Source organism: Bradyrhizobium australafricanum, from assembly GCF_020329495.1.
GTDB lineage: Bacteria > Pseudomonadota > Alphaproteobacteria > Rhizobiales > Xanthobacteraceae > Bradyrhizobium > Bradyrhizobium australafricanum.
On the sequence record NZ_JAGKJL010000051.1, the window covers coordinates 1 to 15,425 of the forward strand.

Genomic DNA, 15,425 nt, shown 5'->3' on the forward strand with positions numbered 1-15,425 from the left:
CCATGACAGCCGCCGCCTAATCGATTAGCCGGCGGGCTCGCTCGCCGGCCGACCGGAGCTGCAAGAGCAGATGGAGCGATCGATCGAGCAACGATGCGAGACAGTCCGCAGGACCCATCGGCCGCCAACAGGCCGCGTGGTTGTTTGGAACTCGCATCGCGCAAACCATCTTGGCCAGCGATCCATTCGATCGCACCCAACAGGCCGGACATATGGATGCAAGCGATCCGATCTCACCAAACAGCTCTTGTGCCACGGGGGCCGTCCACATATGGGTCCTGGCTTTCGCCAGGACGACATTGAATGTGTTGCGCGCGTTGTGAGTCAAACTTCCGCGTTCTCGCGACATGATTTGCCCGAGCTTTGCTCTTCGTTCCGCCCGGATTTGCCCGACGGACCGATCGCCGCCACCGGATAACCTGCGGGTTATGAAAGGCGCGGGCGGTCTTGTTGTGCCATCGAGCCGGAAAGCCTCAGGTGGCGCGGGCTGTCGAGCCGCCGAAGTTTGCGGTTGACTTATCCATAGCTGGATGGTTATACGTTAATCCATAACCAATGGGTTATTGATCGCAAATGCCAGACGCTCACGACATCCTGTTTCGAACCCTCGCAGACCCGACCCGCCGGGCCATCTTCGAGCGCCTGTGCCGCGAGGGCGAGCAGACCGTCGGCGCGCTGACGGCCCGCGCCAGGATCTCGCAGCCGGCGGTGTCGAAGCATCTCGGCGTGCTGAAGCAGGCCGGGCTGGTGCGCGACCGCCATGAAGGCAGGCAGACCCATTACAGCGCGCAACTCGGCGCGCTGGCGCCGCTGATCGACTGGACCAGCCAGATGGCGGGCTTCTGGCAGAACCGGTTCGACCACCTCGAAGATCTCCTCAAAAGGATGGACCAATGAACAAGACCACCGCTGAAACGCGCTCCGCGATCGTCGAGCGTGAATTTCCTCATCCGCCGGAAAAGCTCTGGCGCGCGCTGACCCAACCGCATCTGATGGAGGAGTGGCTGATGAAGAACGACTTCAAGCCCGAGGTCGGGCACAGCTTCAACCTGCGCGGCGAGTGGGGCGGCGTGCTGGACTGCAAGGTGCTCACTGTGGAGCCGCACAGGACGCTGTCCTACACTTGGAATTTTGCGCATGCGGATGCCGCCTACAATCTCGAGAGTGTCGTGGTCTTCACGCTGACGCCGACGGCGACCGGCACCCATCTGCGCGTCGAGCAGTCCGGCTTCCAGCCGCATCAGAAGCAGGCCTATGGCGGCGCCCATGCCGGATGGAAGCAGTTCCTCGAGAATCTCGATCAGCTGATGGCGCGGGAGGGTTGACGGTCTCTCTCTCGTCATTGCGAGCCAACGGGTCGGCGCGCATAGCGCCGCCCGATGACAGGCTCCGCGAAGCAATCCATCGTGCCGCATACACGGATAGATGGATTGCTTCGTCGCTTCAGCGCAAATGCTCTGCAATTTTGTCGCGAGCTCCTCGCAATGACGATTGTGCATACATCATCCAACAGGAGGTCACATTGAACTGGAACAACTGGATCCGGCAATCGCACCGCTGGCTCTCGATCACCTTCACGGTTGCCGTCATCATCAACATCGTCGCCATGGTCCTGCAGCAGCAGGCGGTCTGGATCGGCTTGCTGGCGCTGTTCCCGCTGATCTTCATGCTGCTCAGCGGCCTTTTTCTGTTCGCGTTGCCGTATCTGTCGCCGCGGCGGATCGCGAAAGGCTCGACCTCGGCGTCCTGAGTGTGGTTGCATGGAGGCTCAGAACGCGAGGCAAGAATAATGACGGCATCGGAACGTATCGACCGGATGATCGAGGACCTCACCGACTGGCGCGGCAAGACGCTCGCCAGCCTGCGCAAGAGCATCCTCGCCGCCGATCCTGAGATCATCGAGGAGTGGAAGTGGATGGGCAGCCCGGTGTGGTCGCGCGACGGCATCATCGCCGTCGGCAACGCCCACAAGGGCAAGGTCAAGCTGACCTTCATGTATGGCGCGCAGCTGCCGGACCCCGACAAACTGTTCAACACCGGCTTCGAGGGCAATGCGCGGCGCGCGATCGATCTGTTCGAGGGCGACAAGATCAACGATCGCGCGCTCAAAGCGCTCATTCGTGCCGCGATCGAGCTCAACCAGGCCAAATCCAGGAAATCTGCGAAGAAGCCGGCGAAGAGGGCCGCGGGTACCCGCGCGACCGCAAAGAAAAAGGCGTGAGCTGCGCCGCCATGGTGCTCGCGATCCATCTGAGATGATCAGGACCAGGCTCGCCACATTGCCGGATGCGGACGCCATCTCCGCGCTGTTGACGGCCAACAGCGGAGAGCACGGCGGCATGCTGCTCGGGCAATGGCCGCGCGAGGTGATCGAGACGCGCATTGCAAACAGGCAGCCGATCGTCGTCGCGACCGATGATGAGGGCGGGTTGCTCGGCGCGCTCCTGACGTCGGAGAAGGGATATGGCGAGGCGCCGCCGGTGCAGGCAATGCTGAAGGCCTGGCCGGGGCGGGCAGATGCGTATGTTTATGGTCCGGTGTGCGTCTCGCGGGACGCGCGCGGCCTTGGCGTGCTGGATGCGTTGTACGCGAAGCTTCAGGCGACGTTCCCCGGCCGCGAGGCAATCCTGTTCATCAGGGAAGACAACCCGCGTTCGCTCAAGGCGCATCTGCGGCTCGGCATGCGCGAGGTCGCTCGATACGACTTCGGCGGCAAGGTCTTCATTGTCCTGAGCGACAGGCCCGACGCGTGAATGCGGCCGTCGCGCTCCCGCGCAGGCAAGCTAGGCCGAGATGTCGACCGCCTGGCCGGCCTTGCCGGCGTTCTTCTGGAACGCCTGCTCGATCAGCTCCTTGATCTTCTGCTCGACCGCGGCGCGCTGATCCGGCGTCATGTTCTTGAGATCTTCTTCCGACATGCCCATGCTTTTGAGGATGTTCGCGCGCATCCGGTCCATCGGGCTCATCTGCGCATATTTGAGAAACTTCTGCTCGACGGTGTCGCCGAGCGAGCTGCCGCCGGTGGCGTCGGCGGTCAGCGGTTTCTTCAATGTGCCAGTCGTCATGCTGGCGGTGACCGATCCAAGGGCCGAGATCGACGTCATCTGCGCGCGCAGTCCCCATTGCAATGCTGCAATCGTGGAGCAAATGGCGTGCCATCCGTTGCAGCCGTGATTTCAACGGGATCGCGACGCCGCCACGCGCGCAGGACGCGCAGCCGGCAGCTTCTGCCGGGCGAAGTTTGCCGGTTGCGGCCTTCAGGCTATGGTATGCACGATCACTGGACCCGCAACCGCGGTGGCCTGGCCGACCAGCAATGGGCCGAGATTGTCATCGATCCAGGCCAGCGCGCGGCGGTTGGCCTCTTCGGCGCCGGCATGGTTGTTGAAGACGCTGATCGCGGTGACGGTATCGTCGCCGGCATAGACCACGTAATAGGCCATGAAGCCTTCAACGTCGCTGATGATCGGGATTGCGCCTTCCTTGATCCGGCGCGCGAGTTCCTCGGCGCTACCGGTCTTCGCCTTGGCGTGACGGATGGCGGCATACATGCGTTCCTCCTTCCGGCTGCATCGATCGGGCTGCGCTTCGCGCATGCGCGATCGTACGCCGGACCGGGTGGCGACGCCATCGGGATTGCGGACGGATTAGCTGAAACGCCTGCTCACGACCGTCGTGCGCCGGCCGGGGAGCTTCGGCAGCCTCGCCACATCCGCGCGCGTAGTCGTGGTCCTTGGGCCGGGGGCGGGCTCCGGCTCCTGTTGCTGCAGAAACAGCGTGGCTTCGAACAGCACGCCGGGGGCCTGCTTGGCCGTGCCCGAGCACACCGCCCGGTTGCCGTTGAACGAGCCGGTCAGCTGCGCCTCGACCTCGTCACATCCGAACACGGTGGTGAACGGGCCGTCGGCATAGCGATGCGTCGTCAGCGTCGCCGTGAAGCGGTCCTGATCGAGCTTGTAGGTGCCGCCATAAATGAACATGGCGTCACCGCCCGAGATCCTGCCATTTGCAAGCTGGACTATTCCGGTGCCTTCGCCCCGCGGCGTCCGGAACCACGCCGCATATCGTCCGTCTCTTTGCATGACCGTCATACAAACAGAAAACCCTGCGTTGTCGTCTCCCTACGTTGCAAGCGCCGGGACTTCTACTGTGCGCTGCTGCGAGGGTTAACGAACCGACAAGGCGATGGCGCGACTTTCGTGAAGCGGTATCGGACTGCGCGCGGCGACCGCGCCGGCGCACGCCACCGGTCACAAAAAGCCACGGCCCTCGCCAGGGGAGCTAGCGAGGGCCGTGTTGGTACACCGCGCCGCGCCTAGGTTCGCGACGAGATGTGGGAGCTCGTAAAAGTCCTACTCAGGCATGATCCGTTTCCGAAAACCGGTTTCCGCTTTGCGGGATCATGCCGTTAGAAGGGCAGCAGCACGTCGAGAACCTGCTGGCCGTAGCGCGGCTGTTGCACGTCGGTGATCTGGCCGCGGCCACCATAGGCGATGCGGGCCTGGGCGATCTTCGAGGAATCGATGGTGTTGTCGCTCTGGATGTCCTCCGGGCGCACGATGCCGGCCACGATCAGCTCGCGGATTTCGAAGTTGACGCGGATCTCCTGCTTGCCTTCGACCACGAGATTGCCGTTCGGCAGCACCTGGGTGACGACCGCGGCGACGTTGGTCTGCAACGCTTCCTGGCGGTTCACCGAGCCCTTGCCGTCGCTGGAGGCGGTGGAGTCGGCGGTCAGGATGCGGCCGGGCAGGATCTTGTTCGGCTGCGTGATGGTCTGCGAGCCCAGGAAGTTGGTGACGCCCGAATCCTCGGAGTTGGTGCGGCTGCGCTGGGTCTCGTTGGCGATCGCGGCCTTGTCGGTGAAGTTCACCGTGATGGTCAGGATGTCGCCGACGCGCGCGGCGCGCTGATCCTTGAAGAAGGCGCGGGAGCCGCTGCGCCACAGCGAGTTCGGGCTGTAGGAGGCGACCTCGGGCTTCGGCATCGGCATCTGCACCGGCTTGTAGCCGGGCTGGGTGGTCGGATTGTCGATCGACGACAGCTTTGGCTGCTCGCCGATCTGGGAGAGACGGTCGATCGACGAGCAACCGCTGGCGATCGTTCCGAGCGCGAGCAGCGCACCGGTCAGGACGAGGCGGTTGATGCGGTACTGGGACATGAACTTTACTCGGCGTTTGGTGCGACTGAACTCAGCTTGACGGAAGCGGAATTGGATTCTGTGGCGTCGGCGGTCGGCGCCGGGCGCGGGGTCGCGACCGAGATCGAGACCTCGCCGCGGCCGGTGACGACGCCGGAGACGGCACGCTTGGACTGCAGATTCATCACGCTGACGGTGTCGCCCTCGGCGCCGCCATCCATCGCCTTGCCGCGGATCGTCAGGTAGAGGCCGGCGGTGCGGTAGATCAGCGTGACGTTCTGGTCGCGGGTGACGAGATCGGGCTTCGCGAGGTCGGCGACGCGCAGCGCCTGGCCGGGGCGGAGCTGGCGGCGGACCTGCATGCCGACCGCGCTGTCGCGCACCGCCGCGTCGTTGCCGATTTCGGCTTTCGGACGGCGTTCGACGCTCACGTCGGAGGCCTTCAGCACGTCGCCGCGCTCGACATTGCGCGTCAGCACGGCGGCCTCGATGGTTTCGATCGCGGTTCCGGTGAAGCGCAGCTTCGACGGCGCGGCACCGGCGTCGTTGCCGATCTCGAAGGTCAGGTCGAAACGCGTCGAGCGCGGGTCGTAGCGCACGGCGATCGGCTGCATCGCGCCGGTATTGGTCGCCTCGAGGCGGATGTCGCCGGGATCGCGGTCGAAGGTCAGCGCGATGTTGCCGGCCCTGCCGAGCCCGTGGCGGCCCTCCAGCGCGCGCGACACCTGCTGCTCGATCTCCTTGCTGTCGATGGTGCGCGCCAGCCGGGTGACGGTGATCTCCTTCAGCTCGCGCGTGTCGACGCCGATCACCTGGTGCGAGCGCAACACGTTCAGCACCTGCGCGACCGGCAGCGTGCCTGTCGTGCCGAGGTCCGGAGCGCGGTAGACCGCGACGCTGCCGGCGCTGCCGGCATTGTCGATGAGGTCGCCGACCCGCACGATGTCGTCGGCGACCGTGATGCTGGCGCGCAGCGTCGGCACCGCGATGGTCTCGCGGCGGCTTTGCGCGGCCGACGGCGCCACGGTGACGGCGAGGAGCGCGGCTGCGATCAGGAGTGAGCGGGCGATCATCGACATCATCCTCAGCGGAACAGGTTGGAGGTCGACTGCATCATCTGGTCGGCGGCGGAGACCACCTTCGAGTTCATCTCATAGGCGCGCTGCGCGGCGATCAGGTCGGAGATTTCCGAGACCACCTCGACATTGGCCTGTTCGAGGTTGCTCTGCTGCATGTCGCCATAGCCGTCAGTGTTGGCGGTGCCGTCCTGGGGCTGGCCGGAGGCCGGCGTTTCCACGAACAGATTGTCGCCGATCGGCATCAGGCCGGCCTTGTTGATGAAGCGGGTCAGGCCGATCTGGCCGATGTTGGTCGATGCGGTCTGGCCCGGCAGCGTCACCGAGACCTGGCCCTGCGCATTGATGGTGAGGCCGGACGCGTTTTGCGGGATCGTGATCGTCGGCTGCAGCAAATTGCCCTGCGCGTTGACGATGCGGCCCTGATTGTCCATCTGGAACGAGCCGTCGCGGGTGTAGGTGAAGGTGCCGTCCGGCATCAGGATCTTGAAGAAGCCTTCACCGCGGATCGCGATGTCGAGATCGTTGCCGGTCGGCGACAGCGTGCCCTGGGTCATCATGCGCGGCGTGCCGACGGTCTTGACGCCGCCGCCGAGGTCGATGCCCATCGGCATGATGGTGTTCTGATCGGAGGCCTGCGCGCCGACCCGGCGCACATGGTCGTAGATCAGGTCCTGGAACGCGGCGCGCTGCTTCTTGTAGCCGGTGGTGCGCAGGTTCGCGATGTTGTTGGAGATCACCTGAACGCTGAGTTCCTGTGCCGCCATTCCGGTCGCAGCTGTATAAAGTGCGCGCATCGGTCAATCTCCCGGATCAGTTCGGCACGTCGGCGAGCTTCTCGATCGCCGATTTGTGCAGGTCGCTCTGCTGCTGCAGCAGCGAGGCGATTTGGGTGTAGGTCCGCGTGATCTCGATCATGCGGCTCATCTCGACGACGGAATTGACGTTCGACTTCTCGATGAAGCCCTGGCGGATCTGGGCCTTGGTGTCCGGCAGCGCCTGCGTGCCTTCGCCCGGCGCGTAGAGGTTGGAGCCTTCCTTCAGCAGGCGCTGGGCCTGCGCGAACGAGACGAGGCGCAGCTTGCCGCGGATCGAGTCGAGTCGGGAGGTGCCCTCGAGCACGGTGATGTTGCCGTCGGCGGCGATCGAGACGTCGTGGTCGGTCTGCTGGAAGGTGATCGGGCCGGCGGTGCCGAGCACCTGATAGCCCGAGGCGGTGACCAGCTGGCCGCGATTGTTGATCTGCAGGCTGCCTTCGCGGGTATAGCGCTCGCCACCCGGCGTCTGCACCACCAGAAAGGCATTGCCGTCGATCGCGACGTCGAGCGGGTTCTTGGTCTCTTCGGTCGGGCCCTGCGCGAAATCGTGGAAGGTCGCGCGGTCCTGCACGAAGGAGACGCGGCGGTCGGAGGAGGCGAAATTGTCCTCATGCGCGTTCGAGGACAGATATTCCTGGAACAGCGACCGGTCGGCCTTGTAGCCGTTGGTGTTCATGTTCGCGATGTTGTTGGAGACGACATCCATCTGCCGTTCCAGCACCATCTGCTTCGATAGGCCGACCAGAAGCGTATTCTGCATCGGTGGTTCTCCCCTGTGAGGTGATCCGATGCAGGTTCTCCCAAACCTTCACGCCGGACCGTCGGTAACCATTGGGTTCTCCCAAACCCTCAGGTCACGCCGTCCTCTTAGCGAAAGCCGTGCCAACTTGGAATAGTGTGTTATTTGAACGGTTTAGTTGTTTTACCGGGTGTGGCCCGGGGCGGCAGAAAGGTCTTGTTGACCATGTTTGCCCGGCAGTTTTTTCCTAGTGGATGGTAAATCCTAAGCTTCCGTTAACCATTATGACCCCAGTGTTGCCGGCATTGGGGCGCGTGTGCGCCGGCGGCATTTGTATCGCGTCTTCAGGCCAAGGCTGGGGCAAATCGCGTTCGCATCCTTCAGAGTGAAGCGAGCGGACGATGGCGGACGAGGAAAAGGCGGACAGCGGCGAGGGCGCGGCCGCACCGAAGAAGGGCAAGCTCAAGCTGATCATTGCCGTCGTCGGCTTCCTCGTCGTGCTCGGCGCGGGCGCCGGCGGCTGGTTCGTCTTCATGCGCGGCCACGGCGAGGAGCAGCACGCCGAAGCGCCGCCGCCGAAGCCGCCGAGCTTCGTCGACGTGCCGGACATGCTGGTCAACCTGGTCGGCGCGCCCGGCGAGCGCGTGCAATATCTCAAGCTGAAGCTCGTGCTCGAGGTCAAGGAAGAGAAGCAGATCGAGGCGATCAAGCCGGCGCTGCCGCGCGTCACCGACCTGTTCCAGACCTACATGCGCGAGCTGCGCCCGAGCGACCTCAACGGCTCGGCCGGCCTGTTCCGCCTCAAGGAAGAACTGACCAAGCGCGTCAACCTTGCGCTGGCACCTAACCAGGTCAACGCGGTGCTGTTCAAGGAAGTCGTGATCCAGTGACGGGGTGGATGTAAAGCCATGGCCGGCAACGACCAGATGGACCAGGACGCTATTGCGGCGCAGTGGGAAGCCTCGCTCGATTCCGAGGATCCCGCGGCGGCTGCGGCGGAAGCCGCCAAGAACGAGCTCACCGAGAACATGGCGCTGCAATGGGCCGCCATGGTCGAGGACGGCAGCCGCGACTTCGGCAGCAAGAGCACCAATGGCGAGCGCGTGCTGTCGCAGGAGGAGATCGACAATCTCCTCGGCTTCACGGTCGGCGACGTTAGCCTCGACGACCATTCCGGCATCCGCGCCATCATCGATTCCGCGATGGTGTCCTACGAGCGTCTGCCGATGCTCGAAATCGTGTTCGACCGCCTGGTGCGGTTGATGACGACCAGCTTGCGCAATTTCACCTCCGACAACGTCGAGGTCTCGCTCGACCGCATCACCTCGGTGCGCTTCGGCGACTACATGAACTCGATCCCGCTGCCGGCGGTGCTCTCGGTGTTCAAGGCGGAGGAGTGGGAGAACTTCGGGCTCGCTACCGTCGATTCCAGCCTGATCTATTCGATGATCGACGTGCTGCTCGGCGGCCGCCGCGGCCAGACCCAGCTGCGCATCGAGGGCCGGCCCTACACCACGATCGAGACCAACCTCGTCAAGCGCCTGGTCGAGGTGGTGCTGTCGGATGCCGAGCAGGCGTTCCGGCCGCTGTCGCCGGTGACCTTCACGATCGACCGGCTCGAGACCAACCCGCGCTTTGCCGCGATCAGCCGCCCGGCCAATGCCGCGATCCTGGTGCGCCTGCGCATCGACATGGAAGACCGCGGCGGCAATGTCGAATTGCTGCTGCCCTACGCCACCATTGAACCGATCCGCAACGTGCTGTTGCAGATGTTCATGGGCGAAAAGTTCGGCCGCGACCCGATCTGGGAAGGCCATTTCGCCACCGAAGTGGCGCAGGCCGAGATCTCGGTCGACGCGGTGCTCTATGAGGCCGATATCCCGCTGAAGGAGCTGATGAAGCTCAAGGTCGGCGACACGCTGCCGCTGGATATCCGCTCCGACGCGCTGGTCTCGGTGCGCTGCGGCAACGTCACCCTGACGGAAGGGCGCATGGGCCGGGTCGGCGACCGTGTCGCGATCCGCGTCACCAAGAATTTGCGTAAACCCCAAACCACCTTCGCGATGTTCGAGAAGGCGGACGAGCGGACCAAGATGATGGAGGCACCATGAGTCATGTGCTTGGACTAGCAATCGAGAGTCTGGTAGCCGTGCTGCTGATGCTGACGATCGGCTATTGCTGGCTGCTCAACAAGCGCCTGCAGCGGCTGAAGGCCGACGAGCATTCGCTGAAGGCGACGATCGCCGAACTGATCACCGCGACCGAGATCGCCGAGCGGGCGATCGGCGGGTTGAAGCACGCGGTCCGCGACGTCAACGAGAACCTCGGCAACCAGCTCGATGCGGCGACGCAGATGTCGGCGCTGCTGAAGAACCAGCTGGCGGAGGGCGACCACGTGGTGCGCCGCCTGTCCAAGATCGCGATGGCCGCGCGGCCGTCCGAGCCCGCGCATGCACCGGCACCGGCGGCTGCGCCCGCCGCGCCAGTGGCGCCGGCGCCCAGGGTCTCGGCCGCACACGCGGTTGCCGCGGCCGCTGAAGCCTTCACCGAGCGCAGGAGGGCCGGCGGCCTCGCTGCATGAAGTTGCTTCGTGACATCAGAGTGATGCCCGTGGTGCTGGTCGCGATCTTCGGCCTGATGGTGCTGAAGGTCGCCGGCCTCGTGCTCGATGGCGGTTACGTGTTTGCCGACGATACGCCGCCGGCCGGCCCGGCTGGCCCATCTTGGGCGCAACAGAATTTCAACTTCCCCGGCGCCGGCAAGGCGGTGGTGGACAGCAAGATCAAGGCCGATCCCGGCGACATCACGGGATCGGTCGAGCACAAGGACGCCAAGAAGGACGAGGCACCGAAGCCGGCCGCACCGGCCGCGGAGCCGTCCAAGCCCGATGGCGTCGTCGTCAACCTGGATGCGCCGCCGCAAGTGTCGGCATCCGAGCGCGCGATCCTGGAGCGGCTGCAGGCGCGCCGCCAGGAGCTCGAGACGCGTGCGCGCGAGGTCGAGATCCGCGAAAGCCTGCTGAAGGCCGCCGAGAAGCGCATCGAGGCCAAGGTCGAGGAGGCCAAGGCCAATGACGCCAAGACGAATGCCGATGCCGCGGCAAAGGCGGAAGCCGATGCCGCGCGCTTCAAGGGCATCGTCACCATGTACGAGAACATGAAGCCGAAGGACGCCGCGAAGGTGTTCGATCGTCTGGAAATGAACGTGCTCTACCAGATCGCCTCGCAGATCCAGCCGCGCAAGATGTCCGACATCCTCGGCCTGATGCAGCCGGAAGCCGCCGAACGGCTCACGGTCGAACTCGCCCGCCGTGCCGGCGGCGACAAGTCGGCCTCGACCGACGATCTTCCCAAGATCGAAGGCAAGATGCTCACCCCGAAGACGAATTGATGGGAGCTATCTGAGAGTCCGTCAATTGGCGGTGGCCCCCTCAGCCGTAAGCCAGGTCCGACTTAACACCGGGTTGCCTGCATCTCATCCAGATCATCGCGATGAGGGTCGCGCACATGAACGGACCGACGGGCACGAGTGCGACCGGGTAGGTAAACCCCGCCAGGACAAGCACGCCGAACCCGATCCGTAGTTCGGAGCGATTCGAGAGAAGCGAGCCATGTTCGGCCATGGGTGCGTTCATCAGAAAGATGAGCGCGAGAGCCAGTAGCGCCGTATCGTAGATCGCGAAGTAGGGAGATACGAGCAGGGTCGCGACGAGCAGGCTCGCGGCCTTGACGGCGAAGCCGACGTTGCGACGCCATATGATCAGCATCCACGTCGCGGCTGCCGCAGCGACCGCAACGTGCAATGCCATGGCCGATCCGTAGCCAAAGCCGGCAAACCGAAGCAAGCCGTAGACGCTCTGCAGCTTGTACCAAGCCAGTGTGCCGGTGAGATGGAACTGCGTCGTCGCGAAGACGGCAGCCTCACGGAACCCCTCAAAAGTGTCCCAGCCGAAGGTAAGCCCGGTGAGCAGCATGAGCACCGGTACCACCAAACTGGCTGTGATGAAGACGGTCCAGCGTCCGGTAGCTATTAGAACGAGGGGAAGCAGGACGCCATATTGCGGCTTGAAGATCAGCAGCGCGATCAGGAAGCCGCTGACGATCGGTCGCCTGTCCAGCGTCAGCAGAATCGCGCCGAGCAGCGATGCCGCGAGCAGGGAGCTTTGTCCGACAATGAAATCGTACAGGACGGCCGGCACGGCGAATGCCAGCAGCAGTACCGCGAAGCGCGGCCGGATGGCGGAAACAACGAGCGCCCAGCACAGCAGCTTTGCGGTGCTCCAGATCCAGAACGCGGTCGGAAACGGCAGCAGTGCCAGCAGTGTCGCCGCAAAGAGAAAAAACGGCGGGTAGAAAAACGGTATCGGCACCTCGTAAACGGGGAACGGAGCGTCGTTCAAGCTGGGATGTATTTGAATGATCGCTTGCCGCAACCGCGGCCAATCGTAGGCGGTGGCGGCATGGCCATCGAGAGCCATTTTCCCCGCGCTCCAAAAGCACGAAAAGTCGAGCCCGGTCGCGCCGGTACCGTCAACGACTTTCGGTAACACGCAGTACAGGGTAAAGCCCAACACGATGAGGCAGGCGATGGCCAATGCACGGTCGTATCCGCTGCGCTCCGCACGGGCGCGCACCATTCCAAATCCGTTCATGAAACTGCCAGAAACTAAGAATTGCTTGAAATGTAAGCGGTTGTATACCGCAACTGGCGGTGGCGCAAGCGAGTGGCCGATCTCCATGCGGCGTTGGGTTAATCGGCAGGAGTTCCGCGCATGCCCGGTGGATCGAAGGTTAATCCTCTCGATGCAAAGGCGGAAGCCGACGCCATCCGGAGGCGCTGCAGCGCTATCTGCTGGCCGGCAGACGCGGATGTTCGCCGTCTCCGATGGTGTGGGCTCGACGGGGTCTCCGCGAAGCCAAACGCCTATCGACGCCGAGAAGTGTACGCCGGTTATGGTAGCCTTAAACAGTAGCGTTAAGTTGCAACCGATTTGTCATTCTGGAATTGAAGTCGCTATGTCTCAAGGTGGTGTTTTGGGAATTGCCAATGCTGAAAGACATGCCATGGCTCACCGCGCCGCGCGCCCGATTATACGTGAGTGGCGTCGCAATTGTGCTGGTGCTGACCCTTGCGAGGTCGCTTTGGCTATTTTACCGCGATGGCGGCTATGGCGCGAATAATTTTCTGCTCGGCTCGGACTTCTTGACGTTCTGGGCGGCCTCGCTTCAGGTTCTGGCCGGGCATCCCGCCGAGGTTTATGTGCCCGAATTGCATCTGCTCGCGGAAACTCCATACCTGCGAGAGGGCTACGAGGCGTTCTTCTATCCGCCGACGATGCTGCTCGTGTGCCTGCCGCTCGCGCTCGCGCCGTATTTCGCCTCGCTGTTCGTGTTCATTGGTATGACGGCGGCGTCGTTCGCCGCGGTGATCTGGCGTATCTTGCGAACGCCTTGGTGCCTGGTCGCGATCCTCGCCTATGCGCCGGTCTATCTTAATGCCGTGGCGGGGCAGAACGCCTTTCTGACGGCATCGATCCTTGGCTGCGGTCTCAACATCATGGACCGCAGGCCAAAGCTCGCGGGCGTGATCCTCGGGCTGATGGTGATCAAGCCGCATTTGGCGCTGGCCGTGCCGATCGCCCTGATCGTCACAGGGCGCTGGCGCACGCTGATCTGGGCAGGCATGTCGTCGATTTCGCTCGTCGTGCTGTCCGCGCTGCTGTTCGGCCTGGATACATGGCTCAACTTCCTCGACGTCTCTCACTCGGCCCGTCAGGCTCTCGAGAACGGCGACGTCGAGTTTTCATTGCTGCAGAGCGTTTACGCGACAGCGCGCCTGCTCGGCGCCGGCGTCAACACGGCCTTTATCATTCACGGCCTCGTGGCGCTGGGCATGACGTGTGTGCTGGTCTGGATGTTGCGTCAGAAGATCAGTGCTGCGACTGAACGCTCGATCATCGTGCTCACCTGCCTTCTGATTACGCCGTTCTGCCTGTTCTACGACATGCTCATCATGGCGCTGCCGCTGGCCTGGATGCTCCGCGAGTGGTTGAAGGTCGGCTTTCCGGCCTGGTCGAAAATGGTGCTTGGCGTGACGTTTCTCGCGCCGATGGTCTTCTACCTACCTGTCCTCTATCAACTGTCGGTCGTGAAGCCGCTGCCTTTTGGTTCTCCGGTCATCATCCTGTTCTGTTGGTTGCTGGTCCGGGAGAGCATGCGGACGCGGCAAGCGGCGCATGGCGAGCGAGAGGTCGCGGCGGTCTGAGTTCGGAGCGCCTCACTCAAGGGCTGCGCGGTCGTCGACCTTCGCCGTCGTCGGCGACCCCTTGGTGTGGCCGATGACTTTCTGGAAGTCGTCGTGCCGCGCGCCGGCTGCTTTCGCCTCGGTGCAGCCGGAGGCGCGCATATCGCAATTCCAGATGTCCGAGGGAATGCCTGCCGTCTTCGCAGCGGCGCTGCCACACGTCGCCGAAGCGCGTTGTCCGAAACGGATAGCCGGTGTGGCTGAAGCGGATGTCCTCCGCCTTCGATGCGGTGGGGCTCAACACCGTCTGACGCCGCCGAAAGTCAAACCGAGACCGAAGAGTCTCCGATCGCCCCTGTGTCCCGAAGAGGGATACGAAGGCCTTTTTGCGTTTCGGCGCCAGCTCGCAGAATCAGAATCGTCGCAGGCACCATTGCTAGGCCGATGATGACGTCGGTGAGATAGTGGCCGCCTGCGGTCAGCGCCGACGCGATCATGACGATGTTCAGCGCCAAATAGGGGATGAACAGGAACGTGCCGCGTGCGGACAGGATGAGGATTAGGCCGAGCGCGGCATGGAATGAAGGGAACTGCACGATGCCTGTGACGTGGCCAAGGTCGATGATATGCATCGCGCCGGAGCGGATCGCATAGAAGTCTGGCAGGTAGTAGGCGCTCGTCAGCCGCGCGACGCCGTAATGAGCCCACGCCCCCTCTGCTGGCAGCAGCATCGAAAGTGGGATGATCAACAGTAGCGTGACCGCGAAGAGCCGACTGAACTCCCTGGCACGCTTTGCTCGTCCGGTCGCGCCAAGAGCGACCAACAGCACCAAGACTTGAATGACGATGGTGTCGTAGATCAGATCAAGAGCCCAGCCGATTGTCGGGTTCGAAATCTTCGTCCAATCGAAGAATGCAAGCCAATCGAAGCCGAGCGCGCGATCAGTCGCCGCGAGAGTGTCGTCGACGAGAGGAAAGTGGACCGAGGCGACGAGATAGCTCAGAACGATTGCGACGACGTTGAAGGCGGCGAGCCGTGCGGATGTCGCTGCAAAGGACGCCAGATGCCGGTCCGGCTTGACTGTGCTGTAGACGACGCCGAACGCAATCAGCGCTAGAAAACCCGTGCCCATGACGGGGCTGACCGATATCTGAAGCCCTGACAGACGCAGCCAGGTGGCATCGACCGCGGCAATGGCCGCGATAATGCGCCAAAGACCAGGATCGTTGATGGTTTCGGCTTGTCCGGAATCTGCTGATGTCGTCAGCGCCGATAGCGCGGGCGGCCCCATTCCAATCTCACTCGTCCAATTTGCTGGTTCTTGAAAATGGCGGCAGGCTATCACTACAACCGGAGCGCGATCAATGCCGATGGTTGCGCCGCGGTGGCGGCTTACCCACAGGATTAA

General features: G+C 63.4%; 20 protein-coding genes. 10 read left to right on the plus strand and 10 right to left on the minus strand.

Going from position 1 to position 15,425, the window contains the following annotated elements; translation table 11 throughout:
- Positions 1-573: 573 nt before the first annotated feature.
- The 5 genes from J6525_RS33735 (at position 574) to J6525_RS33755 (ending at position 2,753) form a co-directional block, all read left to right on the plus strand.
- A complete protein-coding gene (locus J6525_RS33735) occupies positions 574-897 on the plus strand; it encodes an ArsR/SmtB family transcription factor (protein ID WP_016846748.1) in 324 nt (107 codons plus the stop codon).
- Positions 894-1,325, plus strand: coding sequence for an SRPBCC family protein (locus J6525_RS33740; RefSeq protein ID WP_225647911.1), 432 nt, complete (start codon positions 894-896; stop codon positions 1,323-1,325). The genes J6525_RS33735 and J6525_RS33740 overlap by 4 nt, the downstream gene beginning before the upstream one ends.
- Positions 1,326-1,522: 197 nt before the next feature.
- Positions 1,523-1,750: a hypothetical protein gene (locus tag J6525_RS33745; RefSeq protein WP_225647912.1), complete on the plus strand. Its 228-nt coding sequence runs from the start codon at positions 1,523-1,525 to the stop codon at positions 1,748-1,750.
- Between the two features lie 39 nt (positions 1,751-1,789).
- On the plus strand, positions 1,790-2,221 hold the full coding sequence (locus J6525_RS33750; protein ID WP_225647913.1) for a DUF1801 domain-containing protein: 432 nt from the start codon (positions 1,790-1,792) through the stop codon (positions 2,219-2,221).
- Positions 2,222-2,255: 34 nt separating this feature from the next.
- The gene (locus tag J6525_RS33755; protein ID WP_225647914.1) at positions 2,256-2,753 is read left to right on the plus strand and encodes a GNAT family N-acetyltransferase; all 498 of its coding nucleotides are present in this window, start codon (positions 2,256-2,258) and stop codon (positions 2,751-2,753) included.
- A gap of 30 nt (positions 2,754-2,783) precedes the next feature.
- Here the strand turns inward: J6525_RS33755 and J6525_RS33760 are convergent, their stop codons facing one another.
- The 7 genes from J6525_RS33760 to flgF all read right to left on the minus strand — a co-directional run bounded on the left by J6525_RS33760 (position 2,784) and on the right by flgF (position 7,794).
- A complete protein-coding gene (locus tag J6525_RS33760; protein WP_050387610.1) occupies positions 2,784-3,104 on the minus strand; it encodes a hypothetical protein in 321 nt (106 codons plus the stop codon).
- Positions 3,105-3,257: 153 nt separating this feature from the next.
- The gene (locus tag J6525_RS33765; RefSeq protein WP_026193017.1) at positions 3,258-3,551 is read right to left on the minus strand and encodes a hypothetical protein; all 294 of its coding nucleotides are present in this window, start codon (positions 3,549-3,551) and stop codon (positions 3,258-3,260) included.
- Positions 3,552-3,647: 96 nt separating this feature from the next.
- Entirely contained in the window at positions 3,648-3,980 is a 333-nt protein-coding gene (locus J6525_RS33770; RefSeq protein WP_376708589.1) for a hypothetical protein, read from the minus strand.
- Between the two features lie 428 nt (positions 3,981-4,408).
- On the minus strand, positions 4,409-5,161 hold the full coding sequence (gene flgH, locus J6525_RS33775) for a flagellar basal body L-ring protein FlgH (RefSeq protein ID WP_028337175.1): 753 nt from the start codon (positions 5,159-5,161) through the stop codon (positions 4,409-4,411).
- A 5-nt stretch (positions 5,162-5,166) separates the two neighbouring features.
- A complete protein-coding gene (gene flgA, locus J6525_RS33780; RefSeq protein ID WP_225647916.1) occupies positions 5,167-6,222 on the minus strand; it encodes a flagellar basal body P-ring formation chaperone FlgA in 1,056 nt (351 codons plus the stop codon).
- A 2-nt stretch (positions 6,223-6,224) separates the two neighbouring features.
- Positions 6,225-7,013 (minus strand): flagellar basal-body rod protein FlgG, encoded by a 789-nt coding sequence (flgG, locus tag J6525_RS33785; RefSeq protein WP_038376389.1) that lies wholly within the window; start codon positions 7,011-7,013, stop codon positions 6,225-6,227.
- Positions 7,014-7,029: 16 nt separating this feature from the next.
- Entirely contained in the window at positions 7,030-7,794 is a 765-nt protein-coding gene (gene flgF, locus J6525_RS33790) for a flagellar basal-body rod protein FlgF (RefSeq protein ID WP_057018627.1), read from the minus strand.
- A 380-nt stretch (positions 7,795-8,174) separates the two neighbouring features.
- On the opposite strand from flgF, the gene fliL reads away from it, so the two are divergent.
- Genes fliL through J6525_RS33810 form a run of 4 tightly spaced genes read left to right on the plus strand, consistent with a single transcriptional unit; the run spans position 8,175 to position 11,163 of the window.
- Positions 8,175-8,663, plus strand: a complete 489-nt coding sequence (gene fliL / locus J6525_RS33795) for a flagellar basal body-associated protein FliL (RefSeq protein ID WP_225647917.1) — start codon at positions 8,175-8,177, stop codon at positions 8,661-8,663.
- An 18-nt stretch (positions 8,664-8,681) separates the two neighbouring features.
- The gene (gene fliM, locus J6525_RS33800; protein WP_057018625.1) at positions 8,682-9,884 is read left to right on the plus strand and encodes a flagellar motor switch protein FliM; all 1,203 of its coding nucleotides are present in this window, start codon (positions 8,682-8,684) and stop codon (positions 9,882-9,884) included.
- Positions 9,881-10,354 carry a DUF6468 domain-containing protein gene (locus tag J6525_RS33805; RefSeq protein WP_225647918.1) on the plus strand — a complete coding sequence of 158 codons (474 nt, stop codon included), beginning with the start codon at positions 9,881-9,883 and terminating at the stop codon, positions 10,352-10,354. Before fliM ends, J6525_RS33805 begins: the two co-directional genes overlap by 4 nt.
- Positions 10,351-11,163, plus strand: coding sequence for a MotE family protein (locus J6525_RS33810; protein ID WP_057018623.1), 813 nt, complete (start codon positions 10,351-10,353; stop codon positions 11,161-11,163). Before J6525_RS33805 ends, J6525_RS33810 begins: the two co-directional genes overlap by 4 nt.
- 40 nt (positions 11,164-11,203) lie before the next feature.
- Here J6525_RS33810 and J6525_RS33815 read toward each other — a convergent pair whose 3' ends face one another.
- Positions 11,204-12,424 (minus strand): glycosyltransferase family 87 protein, encoded by a 1,221-nt coding sequence (locus J6525_RS33815; RefSeq protein ID WP_225647919.1) that lies wholly within the window; start codon positions 12,422-12,424, stop codon positions 11,204-11,206.
- Positions 12,425-12,819: 395 nt separating this feature from the next.
- On the opposite strand from J6525_RS33815, the gene J6525_RS33820 reads away from it, so the two are divergent.
- The gene (locus J6525_RS33820) at positions 12,820-14,037 is read left to right on the plus strand and encodes a glycosyltransferase family 87 protein (RefSeq protein WP_225647920.1); all 1,218 of its coding nucleotides are present in this window, start codon (positions 12,820-12,822) and stop codon (positions 14,035-14,037) included.
- Between the two features lie 12 nt (positions 14,038-14,049).
- Here the strand turns inward: J6525_RS33820 and J6525_RS47035 are convergent, their stop codons facing one another.
- Positions 14,050-14,178: a hypothetical protein gene (locus J6525_RS47035; RefSeq protein ID WP_283848656.1), complete on the minus strand. Its 129-nt coding sequence runs from the start codon at positions 14,176-14,178 to the stop codon at positions 14,050-14,052.
- Between the two features lie 161 nt (positions 14,179-14,339).
- Positions 14,340-15,308 carry a phosphatase PAP2 family protein gene (locus J6525_RS33825; protein WP_225647921.1) on the minus strand — a complete coding sequence of 323 codons (969 nt, stop codon included), beginning with the start codon at positions 15,306-15,308 and terminating at the stop codon, positions 14,340-14,342.
- Positions 15,309-15,425 lie beyond the last annotated feature (117 nt).

What these genes read in the sequence shown, in the direction of transcription:
- J6525_RS33735 (WP_016846748.1), top strand. Translation starts at nt 574, where the DNA reads ATGCCAGACGCTCACGACATCCTGTTTCGAACCCTCGCAGACCCGACC.
- J6525_RS33740 (WP_225647911.1), top strand. Translation starts at nt 894, where the DNA reads ATGAACAAGACCACCGCTGAAACGCGCTCCGCGATCGTCGAGCGTGAA.
- J6525_RS33750 (WP_225647913.1), top strand. Translation starts at nt 1,790, where the DNA reads ATGACGGCATCGGAACGTATCGACCGGATGATCGAGGACCTCACCGAC.
- J6525_RS33755 (WP_225647914.1), top strand. Translation starts at nt 2,256, where the DNA reads ATGATCAGGACCAGGCTCGCCACATTGCCGGATGCGGACGCCATCTCC.
- J6525_RS33760 (WP_050387610.1), bottom strand. Translation starts at nt 3,104, where the DNA reads ATGACGTCGATCTCGGCCCTTGGATCGGTCACCGCCAGCATGACGACT.
- J6525_RS33765 (WP_026193017.1), bottom strand. Translation starts at nt 3,551, where the DNA reads ATGTATGCCGCCATCCGTCACGCCAAGGCGAAGACCGGTAGCGCCGAG.
- J6525_RS33770 (WP_376708589.1), bottom strand. Translation starts at nt 3,980, where the DNA reads ATGTTCATTTATGGCGGCACCTACAAGCTCGATCAGGACCGCTTCACG.
- flgH (WP_028337175.1), bottom strand. Translation starts at nt 5,161, where the DNA reads ATGTCCCAGTACCGCATCAACCGCCTCGTCCTGACCGGTGCGCTGCTC.
- flgA (WP_225647916.1), bottom strand. Translation starts at nt 6,222, where the DNA reads ATGATGTCGATGATCGCCCGCTCACTCCTGATCGCAGCCGCGCTCCTC.
- flgG (WP_038376389.1), bottom strand. Translation starts at nt 7,013, where the DNA reads ATGCGCGCACTTTATACAGCTGCGACCGGAATGGCGGCACAGGAACTC.
- flgF (WP_057018627.1), bottom strand. Translation starts at nt 7,794, where the DNA reads ATGCAGAATACGCTTCTGGTCGGCCTATCGAAGCAGATGGTGCTGGAA.
- fliL (WP_225647917.1), top strand. Translation starts at nt 8,175, where the DNA reads ATGGCGGACGAGGAAAAGGCGGACAGCGGCGAGGGCGCGGCCGCACCG.
- fliM (WP_057018625.1), top strand. Translation starts at nt 8,682, where the DNA reads ATGGCCGGCAACGACCAGATGGACCAGGACGCTATTGCGGCGCAGTGG.
- J6525_RS33805 (WP_225647918.1), top strand. Translation starts at nt 9,881, where the DNA reads ATGAGTCATGTGCTTGGACTAGCAATCGAGAGTCTGGTAGCCGTGCTG.
- J6525_RS33810 (WP_057018623.1), top strand. Translation starts at nt 10,351, where the DNA reads ATGAAGTTGCTTCGTGACATCAGAGTGATGCCCGTGGTGCTGGTCGCG.
- J6525_RS33815 (WP_225647919.1), bottom strand. Translation starts at nt 12,424, where the DNA reads ATGAACGGATTTGGAATGGTGCGCGCCCGTGCGGAGCGCAGCGGATAC.
- J6525_RS33820 (WP_225647920.1), top strand. Translation starts at nt 12,820, where the DNA reads ATGCTGAAAGACATGCCATGGCTCACCGCGCCGCGCGCCCGATTATAC.
- J6525_RS47035 (WP_283848656.1), bottom strand. Translation starts at nt 14,178, where the DNA reads ATGCGCGCCTCCGGCTGCACCGAGGCGAAAGCAGCCGGCGCGCGGCAC.
- J6525_RS33825 (WP_225647921.1), bottom strand. Translation starts at nt 15,308, where the DNA reads ATGGGGCCGCCCGCGCTATCGGCGCTGACGACATCAGCAGATTCCGGA.